12 protein-coding genes and 2 tRNA genes are annotated in these 17,811 nt (G+C 36.7%); 9 read left to right on the top strand and 5 right to left on the bottom strand.

Annotated features, from left to right (window positions below; genetic code table 11):
- Positions 1-59: 59 nt before the first annotated feature.
- Positions 60-2,744 carry an AsmA family protein gene (locus tag DET49_RS11425; RefSeq protein ID WP_317130316.1) on the bottom strand — a complete coding sequence of 895 codons (2,685 nt, stop codon included), beginning with the start codon at positions 2,742-2,744 and terminating at the stop codon, positions 60-62.
- Positions 2,745-2,787: 43 nt separating this feature from the next.
- On the bottom strand, positions 2,788-3,486 hold the full coding sequence (locus DET49_RS11420; RefSeq protein WP_133548231.1) for a queuosine precursor transporter: 699 nt from the start codon (positions 3,484-3,486) through the stop codon (positions 2,788-2,790).
- 106 nt (positions 3,487-3,592) lie between these two features.
- Between DET49_RS11420 and folK the strand changes: the two genes are divergently transcribed.
- Entirely contained in the window at positions 3,593-4,723 is a 1,131-nt protein-coding gene (folK, locus tag DET49_RS11415; RefSeq protein WP_133548230.1) for a 2-amino-4-hydroxy-6-hydroxymethyldihydropteridine diphosphokinase, read from the top strand.
- Positions 4,724-4,841: 118 nt separating this feature from the next.
- Here folK and DET49_RS11410 read toward each other — a convergent pair whose 3' ends face one another.
- Positions 4,842-5,408: an RNA methyltransferase gene (locus DET49_RS11410; RefSeq protein WP_133548229.1), complete on the bottom strand. Its 567-nt coding sequence runs from the start codon at positions 5,406-5,408 to the stop codon at positions 4,842-4,844.
- Positions 5,409-5,510: 102 nt separating this feature from the next.
- On the opposite strand from DET49_RS11410, the gene DET49_RS11405 reads away from it, so the two are divergent.
- From DET49_RS11405 to DET49_RS11370, 8 genes are all read left to right on the top strand, one after another.
- Positions 5,511-7,343 (top strand): ABC transporter ATP-binding protein, encoded by a 1,833-nt coding sequence (locus tag DET49_RS11405; RefSeq protein ID WP_133548228.1) that lies wholly within the window; start codon positions 5,511-5,513, stop codon positions 7,341-7,343.
- A gap of 12 nt (positions 7,344-7,355) precedes the next feature.
- Complete coding sequence (locus DET49_RS11400; RefSeq protein WP_133548227.1) at positions 7,356-8,606, top strand: ATP-binding cassette domain-containing protein; 1,251 nt, start codon at positions 7,356-7,358, stop codon at positions 8,604-8,606.
- 118 nt (positions 8,607-8,724) lie between these two features.
- On the top strand, positions 8,725-11,310 hold the full coding sequence (mutS, locus tag DET49_RS11395; protein WP_133548260.1) for a DNA mismatch repair protein MutS: 2,586 nt from the start codon (positions 8,725-8,727) through the stop codon (positions 11,308-11,310).
- A gap of 256 nt (positions 11,311-11,566) precedes the next feature.
- Positions 11,567-11,639 (top strand) — tRNA-Gly (locus DET49_RS11390).
- A gap of 17 nt (positions 11,640-11,656) precedes the next feature.
- Positions 11,657-11,741: transfer RNA gene (locus tag DET49_RS11385), tRNA-Leu, on the top strand.
- An 805-nt stretch (positions 11,742-12,546) separates the two neighbouring features.
- Entirely contained in the window at positions 12,547-13,611 is a 1,065-nt protein-coding gene (locus DET49_RS11380; protein ID WP_133548226.1) for an AAA family ATPase, read from the top strand.
- A gap of 6 nt (positions 13,612-13,617) precedes the next feature.
- Positions 13,618-13,950 (top strand): cyclic-phosphate processing receiver domain-containing protein, encoded by a 333-nt coding sequence (locus tag DET49_RS11375; protein ID WP_133548259.1) that lies wholly within the window; start codon positions 13,618-13,620, stop codon positions 13,948-13,950.
- Between the two features lie 61 nt (positions 13,951-14,011).
- Complete coding sequence (locus DET49_RS11370; protein ID WP_243729621.1) at positions 14,012-15,973, top strand: DUF2779 domain-containing protein; 1,962 nt, start codon at positions 14,012-14,014, stop codon at positions 15,971-15,973.
- 38 nt (positions 15,974-16,011) lie between these two features.
- Here DET49_RS11370 and DET49_RS11365 read toward each other — a convergent pair whose 3' ends face one another.
- Complete coding sequence (locus DET49_RS11365) at positions 16,012-16,962, bottom strand: toll/interleukin-1 receptor domain-containing protein (RefSeq protein WP_133548225.1); 951 nt, start codon at positions 16,960-16,962, stop codon at positions 16,012-16,014.
- A 132-nt stretch (positions 16,963-17,094) separates the two neighbouring features.
- Positions 17,095-17,811 (bottom strand): M48 family metallopeptidase, encoded by a 717-nt coding sequence (locus DET49_RS11360; RefSeq protein WP_243729619.1) that lies wholly within the window; start codon positions 17,809-17,811, stop codon positions 17,095-17,097.

Below are 17,811 nucleotides of genomic sequence, written 5' to 3'. Positions count from 1 at the left end.
GATCGCTATTTATACTAATAGATTATAAACCCTCACAAACTGTAGGTGAGGGTAATTTTTTAATTGTTAGTTGTATCTTTTTTCTGATTTCTATTTTTGAAAATTCCACCTAGAATATCTCTTGCTGCATCTTTAACCTGTTCTTCCTGGCTTTGGGGTTGATCTTCAGTTTTCGGAGTCTCGGTTTTGATAGAGTCCGGTAGCGCAGCGGTATCAGCTTTTTGCTGAGGCTTTTGCCCGATTTGTTGATTAATAATCCCTATTATTGCATCCTTCCCCCGCTCTTTAAGCTTTTCTTTCTGTTTTTCAACAATTTGTTGGCTTAGATTGCTAACGGCCTGTTCCATATTAATATTGATCTGCGGGTTTTGGAAAGTTCCTTTTAAACCAATGGGCAGACCTACCATCATATTTTGCAATTCCTCTCCACTTAATTTACTAATCGCACTGCCTACCTGGCTACCCAGCATTTTTGCAGGTACATCAAGGTTTAGCGTATAATTCATATTCATATCGAATCCATGGCTCCCAGAAACTTCCACATTTATGCCCTCTACATTAAAATCGAAAGGTTCTATTTGCACCCTTCCATCGCTAAATGTTAGTTTGGTTTTTAATTTATCCAGGTTGAGATTACTTAAATCAATAAAATCTAATTGTTGATCAAGCCTTGAGAGCAAGGCTAGTTCTTGAGGATTTACCTTAGCAGTTAGAATTTGGGCAAGAGCATTACCGGCCAAGGTCGATAATTGCGGAGTAAGATCTTCATTTAAATTCCCGCTTAAATTAAGGCTAGTTTGCAATTTACCCTCCAGCGCCCTGGCTACCGGTGCTAATCCTCTTAGAATTTCCAATCCTTCAAAGGATTCTGCTATGTTCAGCGCATTGAGCGACAAGTCCATATTAAAAGTTGGCGTACTACCTTGAGTAGACACATTTCCGTCCAAAGCGATATTGCCTCCAAAAATATTGGTGGTGATATTTTTTAAGGTGGCGGTCTCATTCTTTAGGCTGATAGTTCCGGTAGCATTCTTAAGCTCTAAATTATCGTAAATCACCTTGTCCACGTTAAAAGCTAATTCTGTATCTAAGAAGGAAGGAATTTTAACTGATTCTTGTGGTTCTGGAGTGGAAATCTCACCTGGAGTTTCCTCAGTGTCAGTGCTGGTTTTGGTTTCAGCAATCATAAAATCGTTGATTGCAAATACATCAGAATCGATCTGAAAATTCCCTTTTAAATTTTGATCAGTAAATAAAAAGCCCATCAGGTTTTCAATAGTACCAGAGGCTGTAATATCGGTCTGTCCTGTGGTGAGTTTTAAAACAGGTACGCGAACATCACCCTGGTTAAAAATCATTTGGGCATTATCTATTTTTATTTCATTTGGTATTTCGGGAGATTGATAACTAAAATCATCAATACTGGCCGTCCCATTGCTCTTTACATTCTCATACTGTTCATTTTCTATGGAATTCATATCGAACTGCGTGGTAAAATCAGCAGTTACAATACCATTGAGCTCCTGTTCAAGCTCCAGAGGATAAGCTTTTTCAAGATTCGCTAAATTTATAGTTCCCTTAAGAGCCATGTCTACAAGCATATTTCCCATTAAATTCTTTATACTTCCCTGTGTAGCAAACTTGTCTTCATCTATCCTAAAGGTCACATTATCAAATGTAAGATAAGTGTCTTCCAATAATCCGGTTTTATTTAGAACCTGGAGATCAATATTTATATCTTCCACACCTTTGGGAAGATCAGGATATTTAAAAGAGGCATTATCCGAACTTACATTAATATCCATTTTTGGAATATAAGTGTCATTTATAATACCTTTGATTTCACCTGCAACGATAAAATCACCCTTGGTCTGAACGTTTTCAATGTTTTTAGCATAGGTTGCGGGCATTACCGCTAAAAAGTTCTTAAAGTCAGAAGAAGGCGTCTGGAAACTTATATCTATTTCGTTGCTATCTTCATTTACCTGAACAAACCCATCAAAAGTAAGCGGCAATTGATTTATGATAGCCTCGTTTTCTAAGAAGGTAAAGCGCATTGCTTCCAAATTCATTTGTATTACGGCATCCAGGGAAACTTTGTTTTGCTCCAGATAATTTATATTGTCATAATTCAGTGATACCAAAGCTTCGGTACTAGTATTTAATTCACTTTCCGTTAAAGAAAAATCTCCGGTACCCTGGTGATTTAATTCTTCTACATCTAAGAGAAGATTCTGCCCTTCATCTACATACTTTACACGAGAATCATTGATCTCATAATGTTTTAAATCGAAACTAAATCCTGTTGAAGCCGTATCGCTAGGGGATGGATTGACTTCTTCAAGGGCGATATCATAATTTGCATTTCCCAGGGAATCTACTTTTAAATTCAAAAAAGTATTATTCAACTTGATATCGTCCAGAACTTTTGGTTCATCCGTGCCTTTAAATAATTCTTTAATAGACATTTCCAACAAGGCTTCTTCGCCTATGGCAAGGGTGTCGCCTTTAAAAGGTGCGTTGTTTATTACACTAAAATTCTCAATAATAACCGTGGCCTGTGGAAAACTCCTAAAGAAACTAAGACTAATATCGCTGAATTCGACCTGTGCGTTTACACTTTCGTTCGCAGTTTTACGCACATAATCTTTTATTTGTGATTCAAACAAAAAAGGGGCGGCAATAAGAATTACTACAATTATGAGTAAAACAATACCGATTATTTTAAATACTTTTTTCATCATTATATTATTTAACCAGGTTGCTGTTTAACGAGGTTTCTTAAAGTTAGTCATATTTTAATTCTTCGCCCTGCTTAAGCTTAAATCGTTTTCGAAATGCAAAAACCGAAGCATAGAGCAAGGGCGTATCTAAGGCGGCAATAATTACTTTAAACAGAAAACCACTAAGTAAAAGCGGACCAAATAAATCCCAATCAATCTTATTAAAACTACAGAGCAAAAACAGGACCGAAAACGTATCAACAAACTGTGAGAGAAAAGTTGAAAAATTATTCCGAAGCCATAGATGCCTCCCTTTGGTTAATTTCTTCCAGAAATGGAATAATTGGATGTCTATATACTGCGCTAGTAAATAAGCAACCATTGAGGCGAAAACAGCAATAGTGGTGGCGCCAAAAACTTTACTAAATAAGACATCGTCTATGGGGGACCATTTGGTTGCCGGTACTGCATCAGCGATATAGATGATCAATAACGAAAAAATCGAGGCGAAAATTCCAGTTGTTACCACCTGGTTAGCCTTTCTCTTTCCGTAAATTTCACTAATGATATCAGTGATAAGGAAAGTGATGGGATAGGGTAAAATCCCAACAGAAATTTCAAATGTGTAGATGCCGAAAAACTCCCAACTAAAAAATTTCTGAAATATTAAATTGGAAACAACTAGCGAGGCGATAAATAGTCCGGCTAATATCAAATATATGCGCTGCGCGGTGAGTTTGTCTTTGAATAAAAGTTCTGCCAAATTTATTTTTTAAGTCTTCCCGCAAAATTAGGGGTATGTGGTTTTGTTTTACTTAATTTGCTGTGAAATTTACTAGATAAGCTATAATAATTTTTCTTCATTTAATTTGAATTCCCCAAAAATAGTACATATCGCGCTGGGAAGCAATGTTGGTAACCGCTTTGAACTTTTGCAAACCGCGCTTCTTAAAATTTATATTGAAATTGGTGAGATACACCTAGTTTCAAAAGTTTATGAAACTCCAGCCTGGGGATTTAGCGGTCACGCGTTTCTAAACGCATGTATTTCTGTTTCTACAAGGTTTTCTGTGAAAGAAGTGCTTGCGAAACTATTAAAAATTGAAAATGATGCTGGTCGAGTTAGATCAGATGCGAAGAATTATCAAAACCGAAGTCTGGATCTGGATATTTTATTTTTTGAAGATGAAGTTCTGCAAACAAAGGATTTGGTAGTACCGCATCCAGAAATGCAAAATCGAAAGTTCGTCTTGCTCCCTTTATCTGATATCGCCTCCAAGGAGATCCATCCGGGTTTCCAAATTTCGGTTGAAAAGCTGCTTGAGAAGGTGGAAGATGATTCGCAAATAAAAGCTATTTCAGAAAAGCTGGAAATTCCGAAAAAAGCTTTCGATTTTAACAACCTGAATTACATTGCAGTGGAAGGAAATATCGGAGCCGGAAAAACCAGTTTTTCTACTATGGTTTCCCAGGATTTTAATGCAAAACTCATTTTAGAGCGGTTTAAAGACAACCCATTTTTGCCAAAATTCTATGAAAACAAAGAACGCTATGCGTTTCCATTAGAGATGTCATTTTTAGCAGATCGCTACCAACAGCTTTCTGATGACCTGGCCCAATATGATCTTTTTAAGGATTTTGTGATTTCAGATTATGATGTATTTAAGTCACTTATTTTTGCGAAAATAACCCTACACGAAGATGAATATGCTTTATATCACAAGCTTTTTCACTTAATGTATAAGGAGCTGGTCAAACCCGATCTGTATATTTATCTCTACCAAAATACAGAACGCTTGCTGGAAAATATCAAAGCCCGAGGACGTGATTACGAACAAAACATTCAGCCTGAATATTTAGTGGAAATCAATAAAAGCTACCTGAACTTTATAAAGACTCAGACCAATATGAGGGTGCAAATCATAGATATATCAGGTAAAGATTTTGTGAATAAACGTTCCGACTACCTGTCGATTCTGGAAGAAATTAAAGTCCATTAACCTTTAAATAGTAGGAATAGCCCTCAATTTAATTTTTGTTAACCAAAAGCCTTTTTGTTTTCTATAAGGTCTTTTTTAAATAATTGGATGGTAAGAAGATTTCAAAATCTTTGTTCACTTAATGGTTCATATATGACTGCTCTCTTTTATTTTGAGAGATTTTAGAAAACAAATCCCAAAGCACAACTCCCACACTTACTGAAATATTTAGGGAATGTTTCGTACCTAATTGAGGGATTTCTATAATCCCATCGCTGGCTGAAACCACTTCTTGCTGTACACCCTTAATCTCGTTTCCAAAGATTACAGCTATTTTTTCTCCCGGTTGAGCTTTGAAATCGTTGAGCATAACTGAACCTTCCGCCTGTTCTATTGAAAAAATTTTTATTTCCTCATTTTTTAATTTCTCTATAACATCTATTGTGTTTTCGGAATATTCCCAGGCTACGGTTTCAGTAGCGCCCAAAGCCGTTTTTTGAATATCTTTATGGGGTGGTTGCGCCGTAATTCCACAGAGATAAATTTTTTCGATTAGAAATGCATCAGCACTTCTAAAAACCGAACCAATATTATTTAAGCTTCTAATATTATCCAGCACTACGATAATTGGTGTTTTTTCAGCCTTTTTAAATTCTTCAATAGATTTACGATCCAGTTCGCTATTCTTTAATTTTCGGTTTTCCATAATGCAAAAATAAGTTTTCCATTATTTTTTAGAAGGTTTTCGGAATTGGTTTTATCCTGTATTTTTAAAAATTACGTCTTAACTTGCAAATAAAAACGATCCTTGCCACGACAAAAAAAATCATTAGAAGCCAACAAAGTCACTTTTAGAGGAAGTTTTGCTGCCTTAAAGTTTGTGCCTCGTTTTTTTAAGGAAATCAGGAGCGTAAATCCATCATTATTTTTCACCAACGTGATGGCCAGGACCGTAAACGCAGCATTACCGGTAATCATTCTTTTGGTAGGTAAGCTAATTATCGATGAAGTGGTTTTACAAATTGCTGCAGAAGAAAAGAATATGGATAGACTCTGGATGCTTGTTGCAGCTGAGTTCGGACTTGCCATTTTATCAGATTTGATGAGTAGGGCGATTAGCCTCACTGATGGTTTATTGGGTGATCAATATAGTATAGATACTTCAGTGCGCATCATTCAAAAAACTTCGGAGCTGAATCTGGATCAGTTGGAGGATTCCGAATTTTACGATAAATTAGAACGCGCCAGGCAACAAACTACAGGTCGGGTTGGGCTTATGTCTAATATACTTACCCAGGCTGAAGATCTTGTTGTTATTTTCACCCTTTTGGCCGGGGTGGTGGCCTTTGAACCCTGGTTAATTATTTTGCTTGTCGTTTCAGTGATTCCTACTATAATCAATGAAATAAAATTTAGTGGAACCAGTTATTCCCTGGCGCGCAGTTGGACCCAGGAACGTCGCGAACTGGATTATTTACGATATGCTGGAGCCAGTGATGTGACCGCCAAAGAAGTGAAGCTTTTTGGGCTTTCCAATTACATTTCAGAGCGTTTTAAAAATCTTTCTGACACTTACTATTTAATGAGTAAAAAACTGGCCAAGCAGCGGGCTGGTTGGGGTTCTTTATTTAATATAATTGGTACGGGAGCTTATTATAGCGCATATCTTTTAATAGTATTTAGAACAGTGACAGGAATTTTTACACTTGGGGATCTTACTTTTCTTTCGGGATCTTTCAATAGGTTACGATCTAAATTACAGGTTTTTTTTACTCGCTTTACGGCAATTACAGAGAGTGCTCTTTACCTTCAGGATTATTTTGAGTTCCTGGACTTACGTTATGCGGATAAAACCTCTGAAGAAAAATTATCACTTCCGAAAAAAATCCAAAAAGGATTTGAGTTTAAAGGCGTTGGATTTAAATATCCAAAATCTGAATCCTGGGTGGTAAGAAATATCAACTTTGAATTAAAAGCGGGAGAAAAACTTGCTTTTGTCGGAGAAAACGGCGCTGGGAAAACCACACTTATTAAATTATTGCTTCGTTTTTATGAGCCTACTGAGGGCGAAATTTTACTGGACGATATTCCAGTTAAGCAGTATAGTAGAGCCCAATATCAACAATACTTTGGAGTGATTTTTCAGGATTTTGTAAAATTTGAACTTACACTGCGGGAGAATATCGCGATGGGCGAAATTCAAGAGATTCAGAATCAGAAACGCATAGATAGTGCAGCTGAAAAAAGTTTGGCAAATGAAGTGATTTCTGAAATGCCACTAGGCTATGATCAGCAATTAGGGAAACGCTTCAAACAAGGCAAGGATCTTTCAGGCGGACAATGGCAAAAAATTGCAATTGCCAGGGCTTATATGAAAGATGCTGAGGTTTTGATTCTGGATGAACCTACTTCGGCATTAGATGCCCGGGCAGAAACCGAAGCTTTCGACCGTTTTATTAAGTTAACCGAAGGTAAAACAGCTGTAATTATTTCTCATCGTTTCAGTACGGTAAGAATAGCCGATAGGATTATGGTATTAAAAAATGGTGCCGTACTGGAAATTGGAACCCATCAGGAACTAATTAAAAATGATAAACTGTATGCTGAGTTGTTCAATCTACAGGCTCAGGGTTACCAATAATAAGACTTCAGTATGAATTTAATACATTATGCAATTGTTGGAGATGATTTTTCAGTAAAAAGCAAATGGATGCACCAACTTTTAGAAGGTAATGCACCATCTGAATTAAAGGAATTGCAAGGAAAGAAGGGTTTGTTGTTTTCGGAAGTGTTGTTATATGAATTTATTGCAGAGGACTATAAACACGGAAAATCGGAATTAATTCCAAATGATGATCGTTCTTTAAGAACCTTTTCCAGCGGAGAAAAGAAAAAGGTTTTTTTGAATTACCTACTGGATCAAAAACCTGATTTTCTGGTTTTGGATAATCCCTTTGATAGTTTGGATAAGACTTCAGTGGAAGAATTGATTTCCAGGTTAAAGCAAATTTCAGAAAATACAGGTATTATTCAGATTTTTAATCGCAAAGAAGATTTATTACCATTTATTGGTTCGGTTTTGAAATTGGAAGAAGGAAGATTTAAGGAGTATAACGCTACTAGTTTTTTGGAAAGTAAAAAAGCAGCTGATTGTTTAGAAATTAAAGCTATTCCTCCTGCACCTGAAATTTTTCAAAAAACACCAGAAATTTTGGTGGAAATGAAAAATGTTTCAGTTTCTTACGGGAAAAATCAGATTTTAAACAACATTAACTGGAAAATTAAAAAAGGCGATTATTGGCAACTTATCGGGCCTAATGGCTCCGGAAAAACTACGTTGCTTTCAATGATTTATGGTGATAATCCAAAGGCATTTGGCTTGGAATTATATTTGTTCGGAAACAAAAAAGGCAGCGGTGAGAGCGTTTGGGAAATCAAGAGTAAAATAGGTTATTTTTCTCCATCCCTTATTGAACTTTTTACCACAAGAAATACTGTTATGGAGATGTTGATTTCAGGTTTAAAAGACAGTGTAGGATTATATCAAATACCAAGTGATAAAGAAGCTAGATTAGCCAAAAAATGGTTGGATACTCTAAATTTAGGATATAAATCGGAGGCAATTTTTATAGAATTGTCTGAACTGCATAAAAGGATAATTTTGATTGCCAGAGCGATGATCAAACATCCACCATTACTTATTTTGGATGAACCCACCACAGCTCTGGATGATCAAAGTGCCTTCAAAATGACTTCGCTTATTAATTATATCGCGAACTATAGTGAGACCGTAGTTATTTTTGTGTCACACAGAATAGAAAAGGGGCTGCAACCAAAAGCTGTTTTTCGCTTAATTCCTTCAGAAAATGGATCGTATGGAGAAATCATTTCTGAATCATTGTGAAAAAAATTGAATAACTTCCAGGGATAAGTTTCCTTTAAAAATATGGGATTATGTACTTTAGCTGGAAATAAAATTTAAAATTTTGTCATCCAAAAAATCTCCTAAGGTCACTCCATTAATGAAGCAGTACAATACCATTAAGGATAAATATCCAGATGCTTTGTTGTTGTTTCGCGTTGGGGATTTCTATGAAACTTTTGGTGAAGATGCAGTAAAAACAGCTCGTATTTTAAATATTGTTTGTACTAACAGAAATAACGGGAGTGAGCGCACCGAACTAGCTGGATTTCCACATCATTCTTTAAATACCTATTTGCCCAAACTGGTAAAAGCAGGGGAGCGGGTTGCTATTTGCGACCAGTTGGAAGACCCTAAAATGACTAAAAATATTGTAAAACGTGGTGTGACCGAGCTGGTAACACCGGGAGTGGCTTTAAGTGATGAGGTTCTTAATAGTAAAACAAATAATTTTTTATGCGCTGTTCACTTCGGTAAGAAAGTACTTGGAGTTTCTTTTCTAGATATATCCACTGGAGAGTTTCTGGTTTCTCAGGGAAATTCGGAGTATATAGATAAGCTACTTCAGAATTTTAGCCCAAGCGAGGTTTTGATTCCAAAGAAAAATAAAAAAGATTTCAACCAGGTTTTTGGGGAAGATTTTCATACTTTTAATCTAGAAGACTGGGTCTTTAAACAGGATTTTGCCTACGAAACCTTAACTGAACATTTTCATACCAAATCCTTGAAAGGTTTTGGGGTGGAACACTTGGAAGATGGGGTTATTGCTTCAGGGGCGATTCTACATTATTTAGCTGAAACCCAACATCGCAAACTACAGCATATTACTGCAATAAATCGAATTGCAGAAGAACAATATGTTTGGATGGACCGCTTTACCATTAGGAATCTAGAGTTGTATCAATCTAACGCTGCAAATGCAGTCACATTACTGGATGTGATTGATAAAACAATCTCGCCAATGGGAGGGCGGCTATTAAAGCGCTGGCTTGCATTACCATTAAAGAACTCTGAGGAAATAAAAAGGCGTCACGACGTGGTTGGCTTTTTACTGGATAATTCTTCAGCTCTAGGGGAAATTCAGCAAAATATTAAAAAAATCAGTGATTTGGAGCGGCTAATATCAAAAGTCGCTACAGGAAAAGTTACGCCCCGGGAGGTGCTTCAACTTAAGCATTCCCTGCAGGCTGTTATTCCAATAAAAGAACTGGCACAAAAAAGTGAAAATAAAGCCATTAAGATTATTGGAGATAATTTGCATTCTTGTAAAATACTTAGGGAAAAAATATCCGAAAGTTTACACGAAGAAGCTCCTGTAAATATTCTGAAAGGGAATTGCATTGCTGAAGGTTTTTCAGAGGAACTTGATGATCTCAGAAAAATAGCTTTTTCTGGAAAAGATTATCTCGATAATATGCTCAAACGTGAAACCAAAATTACCGGCATTTCTTCTCTGAAAATAGGAAGTAACAATGTATATGGTTATTATATAGAAGTTCGAAATACACATAAAGACAAGGTGCCTGAATCCTGGATCAGAAAACAGACTTTGGTAAACGCCGAGCGCTATATAACCGAAGAATTAAAGGAATATGAGGCGAAAATCTTAGGGGCGGAGGAAAAGATTTTGCTACTGGAACAGCAACTTTTTGGTAAGCTGGTAGTTTGGATGAATAATTATATCCAACCCGTACAACAAAATGCTCAGCTCATTGCTCAATTGGATTGTTTATGTTCTTTCGCCCAGCAAGCAAAAACCGAAAGTTATTGTAAACCTGAAATTGAAGAACATTATTATTTAAATATCCAGGAAGGCCGCCACCCTGTTATAGAGAAGCAGTTACCAATTGGGGAAACTTATGTGACCAACAACCTTAGCTTAGATAGGGAAAATCAGCAGGTAATTATGATTACCGGACCAAATATGAGTGGTAAGTCTGCTATTTTGCGACAGACGGCTCTAATTGTTCTTATGGCTCAGATGGGTAGTTTTGTACCAGCAAAGACTGCAAATATTGGTTTGGTGGATAAAATCTTTACACGGGTTGGTGCCAGCGATAATATTTCTATGGGAGAGTCTACTTTTATGGTGGAAATGAATGAAACAGCAAGCATTCTTAATAATATTTCTGATCGCAGCCTGGTGCTTCTAGATGAAATCGGCCGCGGAACCAGTACTTATGATGGGATTTCAATTGCCTGGGCTATAAGTGAATATTTACACGAACATCCTGCTAAACCTAAGACGCTTTTTGCGACACATTATCATGAGCTCAATGAAATGTGTGATACTTTTGAACGCATAAAGAATTTTAATGTATCGGTAAAAGAGTTAAAGGATAATGTACTTTTTCTTAGAAAACTGGTACCCGGTGGCAGCGAACACAGCTTTGGAATTCATGTAGCCAAAATGGCTGGAATGCCACAACAGGTATTGCATCGTGCTAATAAAATCCTGAAAAAGCTTGAAAAATCTCATAAAATGGAAGATTCTGGAGAGGTCTTAAAGAAATCGGCCGAAGAAGAAATGCAGCTGAGCTTTTTTAATCTAGATGATCCTATTTTACAAGAAATAAAAGAGGAATTGATTCATATAGATATTGATACATTGACTCCGGTAGAGGCCTTAATGAAGCTTAACGAGATTAAAAGGACTCTGTTAGGGAAAGAAAGGGCAAAAGCTTAAGCCTTTTACCTACATTGTTCTGGTCGAGAAGATGCAAGCCAAGCCTAAGATTATAATCTGCTCTTTACAAAGGGCGATTGTTGGTAAACAGGCCGTTATAATCCCAATATTTTGTCTGTTCCAGATTGTAGAAATTTTATTTTCAGTTTTTTTTTATTTTTTATAAAAAGCCTTTGACATTATAAGATTTATATTAAATTTGCATCCGCAATACGCTATTGCAGCCGCGATTAGTCGGGGATGTTCTTTTTAAAACGCGAAAATAGCTCAGTTGGTAGAGCGCCACCTTGCCAAGGTGGAGGTCGCGGGTTCGAATCCCGTTTTTCGCTCATTATTTTTCTATTACGCTCGGGTGGTGGAATTGGTAGACACGTTGGACTTAAAATCCAATGGCCATTATGGCCGTACGGGTTCAAGTCCCGTCCCGAGTACTTAAAGCCTTGTTAATCATCTGATTTTCAAGGCTTTTTTGTTTTATTCGTGATAGTTTCCCGACATCTTCCCGACATTTCATAATTTCCTTAGACTATAATTTTCTTTAAGGTTGTTTGGGGTATTTTGCTAAATTCCTGAAAACATCAAATTGTACCTAAGTCAAATAAGAGTAATAAAAACTTTGCTAATAAAAAATTTAAATTAAAACTAAGAGATCTCATAACCCGAAGGTCACTGGTTCGAGTCCAGTTCCCGCTACTAGCAAAGACAAGGCTTCACAGAAATGTGAAGCCTTTCTTTTTTGCAATGGGTACAGAATAGGTACAGAATAACTCCTTATTCAAAAGCAAATTCTTAATTGATGTTAATTGCTAGCATTTACCTTTAATTCTAATGAATCTAGATTTAGAATGGGTCAAGTCTAAAGATTTTGTGCCGCGAAAGAGTCTTAGCTCCACGACTAAGACGTACTATGAAAAGAAAACTGGAATTGGGTTTTAAACTTTCTTAGGTTTAATTGCATTACATATTTATTCAAAGTTCGAGTTCAAAAAGAGTTATTACAATCTCTTGATCAAGTAGCACACCCAGAGGATTGTTTTATACTGGCGAAAGCAAATCTTTCATTGCGTCACACTTTGACGTTAACTCCCTGCATTTTTGTAAATATATATAACGAAGCTCAGTGCTTCGTAGTGTTAAGAATAAATCCGCTTCAGTCTGTGACTTTTTCTATAGGTAGGGGCATAGGAGAACTAAGGGCGAAGCGGAATCTTATTTAATTAGTTAAATAAAATTACTATGGATTACAGGAATAATAAAGAACCCAAATTTTTACCAGATTTCAACCTGCAGCATGTGAATCACATGATGAACTTCTATCATGTACAGAAAATGTATCTGGCCTATTTCGGGAAAGTTCCCAGTTATTATTCTTTTTCCAATCGTGACATCGAAAAGTTTCATCAAAGATTTTTAGAAACTTTCACTACCAATATCCTGGGAAAGCATTTTAGACGGTGTTATGATAAGGATGAACACAAAGCAGAAATCATCTATATTTTAAAACACGAAATAATGGTGGAACAGGATCCGGATGAAATTAATGTCTATTTTCAGGATGAGAACTCGGCTCTTCTCGATCAGCTCTTAGTGTTTATAAAAGGGTTTAAAAAAGAAAAGCCTGACAAAGCCCATATCAATCTTATCATAATGCAACCTCATGGTTTCGATAATAAAAAGATAGATTTTACTAAACCAGATCTCGATCTTTCAAAAAGCTACAATGATGACTTTCCAAGATTTCATTCTAAAATGCTGAAAATCCTACAGGAAGATAATAAAAGCGGCCTCCATCTGCTCTACGGAAAACCGGGAACCGGAAAAAGTACATATATTAGGCATTTGTGCGGACTTGTAAAGAAGGAAATTGTTTTTCTACCGGGACAGATGGCCCAGAATCTTGATAATATTGCGATGACAAAATACCTTATGGATAACCCTAACTCAGTATTAGTCATAGAAGACGCTGAGGAGTTGATCGTTTCACGGGACAACCAACGGAATTCCAACCTGGCTATGATCCTAAATATTACTGACGGTATTTTGGGAGAATCCCTGGGCATTCAGATCATAGCTACCTTTAATACTGATGTTCAACGCATCGATCCGGCTTTAAAACGTAAAGGTAGATTGAAATCAGCTTATGAATTCAAGGCTCTGTCCGCAGAAAAAGCAACTCATCTTCTTAAAGACCTGAGCGTAAATTATTCCACAGAGGATGATATGACCCTGGCCGAGATATACAACATTAGTGAAGAAGAACAATATAAGTATCCTGCTAGAAAAGCGGTAGGATTTAGGTAGTTTATGATGAAGAAATTATTTCTCGATGATTTGCGCACCGTGGATATGGTTTATGATTATAGCCAAATATCAGATTTTGAGGTGGTAAGAAGTTATGATGAGTTTGTGGCGTATATTCAGAAAAATGGCCTACCGGACTTTATCAGCTTCGACAATGATCTGGGTTTAAATGAACTCGGGGAGGTTGCGCCAGATGGCTATGCAGCAGCGAAATGGCTTGTTTACGAATCGAGTTTAGACCTTCGTGATTTGCGGTTTAAAGTCCACTCCGCTAATCCGGTGGCGGCAGAACAAATAAGGGGATTGCTGAATAATTATATTAAATTTTTAAATGAGTAGTATTTGATTTTGACCTTATAAAACTCAAAATCGTATTTTTTAAAACTATAAAATAAAACTTTTGAAATCACCACGCTATCTTACCAAATCCCGTTTTAAACTCGCTCTGGACTGTCCAACAAAACTTTACTATACCCGAAAACCGGAATATGAAAACAGTGCCGATACCGATAGCTTCCTGGAGCAGCTGGCTCAGGGTGGCTTCCAGGTAGAAGAACTGGCGCGGATGGAGCATCCGGGAGGTATTGCACTCATTGGTGATGATTACGATTATCAGAAATTGGCTGATGAAACCCGGAAACTTTTGACTCAGGATGAAGTGACGATTTTCGAACCTGCCTTTCTGATCAATGGACTTTTTATTCGGGTAGATATTCTGGTTAAAAAAGGAAATAAAGTACGATTGCTGGAGGTTAAGGCAAAATCTGTTTCGAGAGAGCGACATGAGTCTTACCTTAATTCAAAAGGGAATAAATTACAAGGCGGCATGGACCATTACCTTTATGACGTGACATTTCAGAAATATGTTATGCAGTTATGTTATCCGCAATGGGAGATTTCCAGCTTTCTGAAGTTGGTTAATAAAGATGCTTTCACAACTATAGATGGCCTGCACCAATGTTTTAAAGTAGTGGCCGATTCCAATTTACGAACTAGGATCGAGAAAAAAGAAAGGCTTACCAGGGAAGACCTGGGAGATTCTATTCTTACTGAGATCAATATAGATCCTGAAGTAAACCTAATCCTGAATCAGAATCCAATTGATGAAGTTTTAAGTTTCGAAGAAATGCTAAGATTGTTCAGGGATCATTATCGGGAGGATCGGAAACTATTTCTGGGAATAGGTGGTCACTGTAAAGGCTGTGAGTTTAAGGCCGAACAAGTTTCCGAAAAGAAAAGCGGTTTTCACGAATGCTGGACAGAGGAATTAAAGCTTCCGGTGGGGGAAATAGATGAGCCAAAGATCTATGATGTTTGGTACAACCCGGCAAGGAAATTATTAGAGGAAAGGAAGTATTTTATGAAAGAAATTTCAGAAGAAGATTTCAAGGTAAAACCTGAAGCCGGAAAACTCAGCAGATCTGAACGACAATGGATGCAAATTGAGAAAACCGTTCAAAATGACAACACGCCCTATTTTGACCTGGAAAACCTTAAACCAGAAATCGCGTACTGGAAATTTCCATTAAACTTTATCGATTTTGAAACCACGGCAGTTGCCCTTCCTTTCTTTAAAGGAATGAAGCCTTATGAACAATTGGCTTTCCAGTTTAGTCATCATATAGTTTACGAAGATGGTAGGGTGGAACATTTTAACGAATACCTAAATACCGGGCTTGGAGTATATCCAAATTTTGATTTCATCCGGGCGCTGAAAAAGTCTCTGGAAATTAATAGCGGAAGTATTTTTAGATATCATAATCACGAAAATACGATTGTAAATGTTATCTATAATCAGCTGCGAAATTCTACTGAATCCGATAAGAAGGAACTTATGAAATTTATTGAGAGCATAAGTCATAGTACTAACAAGAATGCAAAATCCTGGAAGGGGGAGAGGGATATGATAGATTTACAGAAGACAGTGGTGAAATATTATTATGATCCCATCACCGGTGGCTCCAATTCCATTAAAGCCGTTTTACCCGCTGCGCTACAATTCAGTAATTATCTTCAGGAGAAGTATCAAAAACGGCTGGCAGAAATTGGAGTGAGCAGCAAGAACTTTAACCCCAACCATATTTTTCTGAGAATGGAGGAAGGAAAGGCAGTGAGTCCCTACAAAGCTTTACCTCCTGTATTTGAAAACTGGGACAGCGATAAGCTAGAACAAATTACGGAAAGTATTTCCGAGATCGCCGATGGGGGAGCAGCGCTATTTGCCTACCAAAAATTGCAGTTCCCGGATCTTTCGGCCCGTGAAAGAGAAGCTATCAATAAAGCTTTGCTTCGCTATTGCGAGCTGGATACCTTGGCGATGGTGATGATTTATGAGTATTTTAGAGAGGTGTGTGAATTCTAGATATATCTTCATTTTAAAAAAGAGCTAAATAAATATTTTTAAAACTCGATCCCTACACTTTTTAGCCACTCATTCCAGATTTCATCAACAATATCCTTCGCTGAAAATCTTTCCTTATTTTGACCATACGAAAAAGAGTATTCAGAATTGTTCTCCCAAAACAAATCATATTCGTCATTGGCAAGACTAAATGTATTCTTCAAATGTCGAGGCCTATCTTCGCCAGTAGAGTATGAAATAATGTATGCTGGATTGTTAAAGTTGATTCGTGGAATAGCTGATTTTTCATCTGTGGTAATTAAGAGCAGAGATTCGCTATTAATCTTATTTCTGTTGACCAAAATGGCTTCAAATTTGTTCTTTTCTTCTACAGTAACTTTGGCTTGTATATTATCCAAAAAATCTAACTCCTGAATGTTTTCCTTAAGATGGATTTTTATTTTATCAAAAGTTTCTTCCAAAAAATCCATTTTCTGTATGGAATCAAAATCTTTTTGAATTTTATAATTTCTGGACGGAGCCTTTTTGTTCCCTGGTTGAAGGGATTGGTTTTGATCTGGACCTGATAACAAGCTCCTCAAGTTTTGAATTATATTCAAGTACGCGGTATTAGTATTACTCCATTCGGAAATAGGTTTACCATCTTTAGGGAGCGCTTTAAATTTTTGGAATGGGGTATTGAGCCAATCACACGGCTCTGCAATAATGGGTACAATAATAATTTCTTCTCTCTCCTGCATTTTCAAAGCCTTTTCAAATTCTTTTTCATAACAGTAATTAGAATTGATATAGTCGGGACTAAGAAGTGCAATGAACAAATCAGTATTTTTTAAGGTTTCAATAACTACATCATCAATTTTACCACCTGCAGGGATTTCATTATCTGTCCAGGTGGAAATTATTCCATCTCGTTGTAATTGGCGTAGGTGTTTATGTAAATGATTAAGATGATTTTCGTCGAAGTGACTGTAAGATATAAAAGCTCTCATATTATCTAGCTGTTTTTGTTTCTTAATATTCTAAAGCAGGGGTAATATTTTAGTTAATTCTTCTCATTAAATACCAGATATGGATCCTACATACAATAATTCCTTTCATACAGTAAACCGAATAAGATTTGTCTAATACCCCCAATCACTATGTGCAATTGGCAAACTATTTAGTTCATCACGATACAGCCGCCACTTCGACATGTATTCATCTAAATAGGCTACAAACCGATCATTATGGTTTCGTTCCAAAAGATGTACTAACTCGTGTGCAATAATATATTCTAAACAAATCGGTGGTTTTTTTGCAAGTTCCAAATTCAACCAGATACGTTTCACTTCAATATTACAAGCGCCCCATTTGGTTTTCATCTGTTTAACCCGCCATTCTTCAGATTTTACTCCAATTTTCTTTTCCCATTTTTTAATTAATTCTGGAACCTGTTTCTTAAGTTGTTCCCTGTACCACTCTTTGAGTAGAATAGATCTTTTTTCCTTAGAGGAATTTTTTTTGCAGTGGATTAATATTTTTTTTGTGCCTTTCAGCTCAACGAATTGTTGCTTATCAGTTTCTATAATTTCCAGTAAAAATCTTTTTCCCTGGAAGTAATGACTTTCTCCAGACACATATTGGCGAGGTGTTTCCCTCGGCTGTTCTTTAAAACTTTTTACTTGTTTTTTGATCCATCCTAGTTTAGAAATAGCAAACAATCGCAATACCTCACTATCAGTTGTTCTGGGAGCGGATAAGCGAACCCTTCCCTGTGGTGGATAGACTGCTAAATGCATGTTTTTTATATCCTTCCGAACAACGTCAACTGTGATACTTCCTATTTGTATATTTTCCAC

The organism is Salegentibacter sp. 24 (assembly GCF_004362395.1).
Classification (GTDB): domain Bacteria; phylum Bacteroidota; class Bacteroidia; order Flavobacteriales; family Flavobacteriaceae; genus Salegentibacter.
Note: the sequence above shows the minus strand (reverse complement) of the source record. Positions and strands in the feature narration are given on the sequence as shown.

Excerpts from the sequence above, each read along its gene's own strand:
- DET49_RS11425 (WP_317130316.1), bottom strand. The coding sequence starts at position 2,744 with ATGATGAAAAAAGTATTTAAAATAATCGGTATTGTTTTACTCATAATT.
- DET49_RS11410 (WP_133548229.1), bottom strand. The coding sequence starts at position 5,408 with ATGGAAAACCGAAAATTAAAGAATAGCGAACTGGATCGTAAATCTATT.
- DET49_RS11400 (WP_133548227.1), top strand. The coding sequence starts at position 7,356 with ATGAATTTAATACATTATGCAATTGTTGGAGATGATTTTTCAGTAAAA.
- mutS (WP_133548260.1), top strand. The coding sequence starts at position 8,725 with ATGAAGCAGTACAATACCATTAAGGATAAATATCCAGATGCTTTGTTG.
- DET49_RS11380 (WP_133548226.1), top strand. The coding sequence starts at position 12,547 with ATGGATTACAGGAATAATAAAGAACCCAAATTTTTACCAGATTTCAAC.
- DET49_RS11375 (WP_133548259.1), top strand. The coding sequence starts at position 13,618 with ATGAAGAAATTATTTCTCGATGATTTGCGCACCGTGGATATGGTTTAT.
- DET49_RS11365 (WP_133548225.1), bottom strand. The coding sequence starts at position 16,962 with ATGAGAGCTTTTATATCTTACAGTCACTTCGACGAAAATCATCTTAAT.